The organism is Mycoplasma sp. CSL7503-lung (genome assembly GCF_025515455.1).
In the GTDB taxonomy this organism is placed as follows: domain Bacteria; phylum Bacillota_I; class Bacilli_A; order Mycoplasmatales; family Metamycoplasmataceae; genus Mycoplasmopsis.
Map to the genome: position 1 here is coordinate 1 of NZ_JAOPHP010000033.1, position 4,562 is coordinate 4,562.

The following is a 4,562-nucleotide window of genomic DNA, read 5'->3' on the forward strand; positions in this document are numbered from 1 at the left end:
CTGTTTTAAAATCGGTTTGATCAATAATTTTGCAATATTTAACTTTTTGTTCAAATGTAAAATGTTTGGACATAAAAATAACACTCCTTTATTTTGGAGTGTCAAATTTTTTTCACCTAACTTACAAATTTATTTGAATTGTTGCTTTTTATTTTCCTAAAAGTAGTGGTATTCCGAAAATTATAAAGGATATAGATACATTTATAATTATTATTCAAAATAATGAAAAATTCTTTTTCGCAAGCCAATACGAATATAAAATACCAATTGTAATAAAAATTTTTAATAAAGCATTTTTGTATCCTATAAATAAATTATCATTACTTAAGATTGCATATTTATCAATACTTTTATTAAATATAATTTCTGGTGCATATATTCCTATAAACAATTGAATTGCTAAACTAATAATTATTCCTGAAACAATAGGTTTCATGATTGTCATCAAATTTTGAATAATTGTACTACTTCTAAATTTATTTATATATTTCATTGCTAATAACATCATTAGGATAGCCGGTATACAAAATATAAGATATGTTAAAAATACTGCTAAATAACCTCATCATTCACCGTTTGCAATTAAATAACCAGTAAAAAAAGCGAATTTTGTTGAAACAACTCCCGGAGTTGTGTTGGAAACGGTAAAAACTTTATTTATTGTATCTGAATCTATTTGTGATCCAAAAGTTGAACTCATTAAATTTCACATTCAACTAAAAACAGGCATAAACACTTGTCCACCACCAAAAACAACTAATGATACTAAAATTAGTAATGGTATTGAAACTAAAAGAGCTATCATTATTTACCACCTTTATTTTTATAGTGTTTAAATATAAAATATATTACAGAAACGCTTATTATAGCAACAAAAGGTATATTATATGGAGATGGAACAAATAAACAATATCCAGCTGTAAATAAAATAACCGGTATTCATACAGATTTAGGTAATGCTTGTGCTGATTGTTTTATATACCTTTGAGCAAACCTTAATAAAAAAGCTATTATAGAAATTAGAACACCGACAGAAATTACTTTTATATATTCAGTTGGTATAAATTTAAATAGTAGCAAAAATCCAAAAGCCATCAATACGTGAGGGAGTATTGCTATTAGAGTAATTACTGAACCCCAAAACTTACCTAGACGTTTAACCGAAATATAAGATATAGTCTCTATTACAGAAGCTCCAGGTATCATATTGGTTACAATTACAACATCATCAAATTCTGCTTTTGTAAATCAATTTTTTTTATCAACAACTTCTTTTTTTATTATAGGAAGTAAAGCGTTTCCTCCTCCAAAACCAACAAAAGTTACTTTGATTATTAAAATAAAAACGGATCAAAATCTTTTCATAAAATTTTCTTTATTTTTCATTGTGAACCTCGATTTAAATTATTATAATATTTTCTTTTGTATTTCAAAAAATATATTATAATATTTTTACATATAGCAAATATGGCGATCGTGGTGAAGCGGCTAACACAGCGGGTTGTGGTCCCGTCATTCGCGGGTTCGAATCCCGTCGATCGCCCCAGTATGCTATATTTTTTTATTTCTCTTATTTTTTGGTGATTATTTTTTTCTTAAATATGAGAAAAATACTATAATATTACTAAAAAGTAATATATTAGGAGATAAATATGAAATTCAAAAAAATCAAAAAAGCATTTTTTTTAACTGTGGGTATGACGCTTCCGATCGCATCTTTATCATGTTCAAATCAAACAATAGAAAATGATGATCAAAAACCAAAAAATTTTAATGATTCTAAAAAACAGGATGATGTTATCAAAATTTCAAAACTTTTCAATATTGATTTAAGTTCAGAAGAAGAACAATTAAATTGAGATGAGTTTAAAGAAGAGTATTTGAAAATACAATTTGATGAAAATAAATCATCAGAATTTTTATCTAAAAATTGAATTACATTTATAGCTAATTTAACTCAATTTTATTCTAGACCATACCCTGTTGACTCTGAAAATAAAGGTTGATATTTATTTCCTAATACCACTTCAGGAAAACATAGTCAATTATATATTCATGTTATCGGTGTAGATCCAAGAGAAACACTTTTACAATCTCATAAACACATTACACTCCCAGATTTCGATACAAAATTAAATTCAAAACTTACACAATTTTCAGAAGAACCTATGGCTGACTCGAATAATCAAGAAGATCAAACTATTTTTATAACAAAAAGAAGAACTGTATTAAAAGTGTCTAAATCTAATGGAAAAATAAAAATATTTTACCCAAGTTACACTTTTTTAGCTAAAGATATCAATTCGAACTTTGTTAGATCAATTTCTTTAAGTAATGAATATATTAATTTCTTGTTTAATGGAAATATTAATTCTAGAACCCAAAGTGATTTTGACAAATTCGAAAACATGACATTTGAAATTGGTGTTCCATATAAATCATTTTTAATTTTAAAATAAGATAGTTTAGAAAAACTGTCTTTTTTGTATTTAAAATAAATTTTATTTTTTTAATAAAAATGTTAAAATATAAAAAGATTATATTTATGCTTAAATAATTTAATCAAATATTAAAAAAATAACGGTGAATTCACTTGGGTGTGCCTAAATAATTAGAGGTGCTAGGTGTTCGAAATCGTTACGATAAAAAACAAACTAAAAGGAAATTTAAAATGACAGAAAACAAAAAAGTTGAAAACAACACAAAAGAAACAAAAGAAACAAAATTACCAATCGTTTCAAGAACAAAATTATTAGAAGCAGGTGCATACTTCGGACATAAAACATATGCTTGAAATCCAAAAATGAAAGAATTTCTTGTTCCTAATAGAAAAAATAGAGGTGCTCACATAATTGATATTTTTAAAACACAAAAATATTTAGAATTTGCTTACTCTTTAGTAAGTTCGTTAGCAGCTAAAAATGCTCAATTTATTTTTGTTGGTACAAAAAAACAAGCTAAAGATGCTATTAAAGCTGCAGCTGAAAGAACTAACTCATTATACGTAACAGAGAGATGATTAGGTGGAACTCTTACAAATAACGAAACAATTATGAAACGTGTACAAAAAATGGAAGAATTAGAAGCTAAAGCAGCTGATAATTTTAAAGGTTACACAAAGAAAGAAGCATTAAACTTCACAAAAGAACTTGAAAAATTACATAAAAACTTAAACGGAATTCGTTCAATGAAACGTTTACCAAATGTTATGATTGTTGCGGATCCTATTCAAGATGAAATTGCTGTTAAAGAAGCAAAAAGAAAGGGATTAAAAGTTATCTCACTTCTTGATTCTAACGCTAATCCAGATTTAGTTGACTTCGGAATTCCAGCAAATGATGATTCAGCAAAATCAATAACACTTATAATCACAGTATTAGCTGATGCTATTGCTAAAGCAAAAGGTGGACAACAATTATTTGCATACCAAGAAGATGATAAAGTTGTTTTACCAGAATTTCAACCAAAAAATACTTCAAATAATGAAGTAAAAGAATCTAAAAAACAAGAAGAAAATAATTAATTAAAGGGGTCATTATATGTCAGTAAACAAAATGGAATTAATCAAAGAATTAAGAGCTAGAACAAATTCTCCTTTCGGAGATGTTAAGAAAGCTTTAGAAGCTACAAACTATGATATTGAAGCTGCTATTGATTGATTAAAAGAAAATGGAATTGTTAAAGCTGCTAAAAAAGCTGGTAGAGTTGCTGCTGAAGGTGCTGTTACAGTTGCTGGTAACGAAAAAAGAGCTATATTAGTTGAGGTAAACTCAGAAACAGATTTTGTTGCTCAAAACGAAAAATTCTTAAGTTTATTAAACAAGGTTGCTACAGCTTTATACGAAGCTAAAGCTACAACACTTGAAGAATCTTTAGGTGTTACATTAGATAATGGATTAACAGTTGAACAAGAATTGTTAAACGCAACAGCAGTTATTGGTGAAAAAATTTCATTACGTAGAGTTTTAACAGTTGAAGCTCAAGAAGATGAAGTTTTAGGTATTTATGTTCATGCAAATAGCCAAATTGCTTCAGTTACAGTTTTAAAAGGTAAAAATGCTGAAGTAGCTAGAAATATATCAATGCATGTATCTGCATTAAACCCTGAATTTGATAAAGTTGAAAGTATTCCTCAAGAACGTTTAGAAACAGTTAAGGCAGGATTTACAAAACCAGCAGGATTTGAAAATAAACCTGAAAAAATTCAAGAAAAAATTGTTGAAGGTTGATTAGATAAACAACTTTCAGAATTTGTTTTAGAAAAACAACCTTATGTTATCGATGATTCATTAACAGTCGAAAAATATTTAAAAACAACTGATTCTAAATTAGTTAAAACTTATAGATTCGAAGTTGGTGAAGGTATTGAAAAAGTACAATCAGACTTTGCTTCTGAAGTTGCAAGCATGGTTAAATAATAAAAAAAGTAAAGTTTATTCTAAGTTAGGTGAAAAAAATTTGACACTCCAAAATAAAGGAGTGTTATTTTTATGTCCAAACATTTTACATTTGAACAAAAAGTTAAATATTGCAAAATTATTGATCAAACCGATTTTAAAACA

Annotated in this window: 5 protein-coding genes and 1 tRNA gene; 4 read left to right on the plus strand and 2 right to left on the minus strand. The window is 26.9% G+C overall.

The window, feature by feature from the left end; translation table 4 throughout:
* Nucleotides 1–148: 148 nt before the first annotated feature.
* A complete protein-coding gene (locus N9R85_RS03605) occupies nucleotides 149–805 on the minus strand; it encodes a chromate transporter (RefSeq protein ID WP_396888768.1) in 657 nt (218 codons plus the stop codon).
* A complete protein-coding gene (locus N9R85_RS03610; protein ID WP_262858626.1) occupies nucleotides 805–1,386 on the minus strand; it encodes a chromate transporter in 582 nt (193 codons plus the stop codon). Before N9R85_RS03610 ends, N9R85_RS03605 begins: the two co-directional genes overlap by 1 nt.
* An 84-nt stretch (nucleotides 1,387–1,470) precedes the next feature.
* Between N9R85_RS03610 and N9R85_RS03615 the strand changes: the two genes are divergently transcribed.
* The 4 genes from N9R85_RS03615 to tsf all read left to right on the plus strand — a co-directional run bounded on the left by N9R85_RS03615 (nucleotide 1,471) and on the right by tsf (nucleotide 4,418).
* Nucleotides 1,471–1,546 (plus strand) — tRNA-His (locus tag N9R85_RS03615).
* Nucleotides 1,547–1,652: 106 nt separating this feature from the next.
* Complete coding sequence (locus tag N9R85_RS03620) at nucleotides 1,653–2,459, plus strand: hypothetical protein (RefSeq protein WP_262858627.1); 807 nt, start codon at nucleotides 1,653–1,655, stop codon at nucleotides 2,457–2,459.
* A 212-nt stretch (nucleotides 2,460–2,671) separates the two neighbouring features.
* Nucleotides 2,672–3,523 (plus strand): 30S ribosomal protein S2, encoded by an 852-nt coding sequence (gene rpsB, locus N9R85_RS03625; protein ID WP_262858628.1) that lies wholly within the window; start codon nucleotides 2,672–2,674, stop codon nucleotides 3,521–3,523.
* A gap of 16 nt (nucleotides 3,524–3,539) precedes the next feature.
* On the plus strand, nucleotides 3,540–4,418 hold the full coding sequence (tsf, locus tag N9R85_RS03630) for a translation elongation factor Ts (RefSeq protein WP_262858629.1): 879 nt from the start codon (nucleotides 3,540–3,542) through the stop codon (nucleotides 4,416–4,418).
* Nucleotides 4,419–4,562 lie beyond the last annotated feature (144 nt).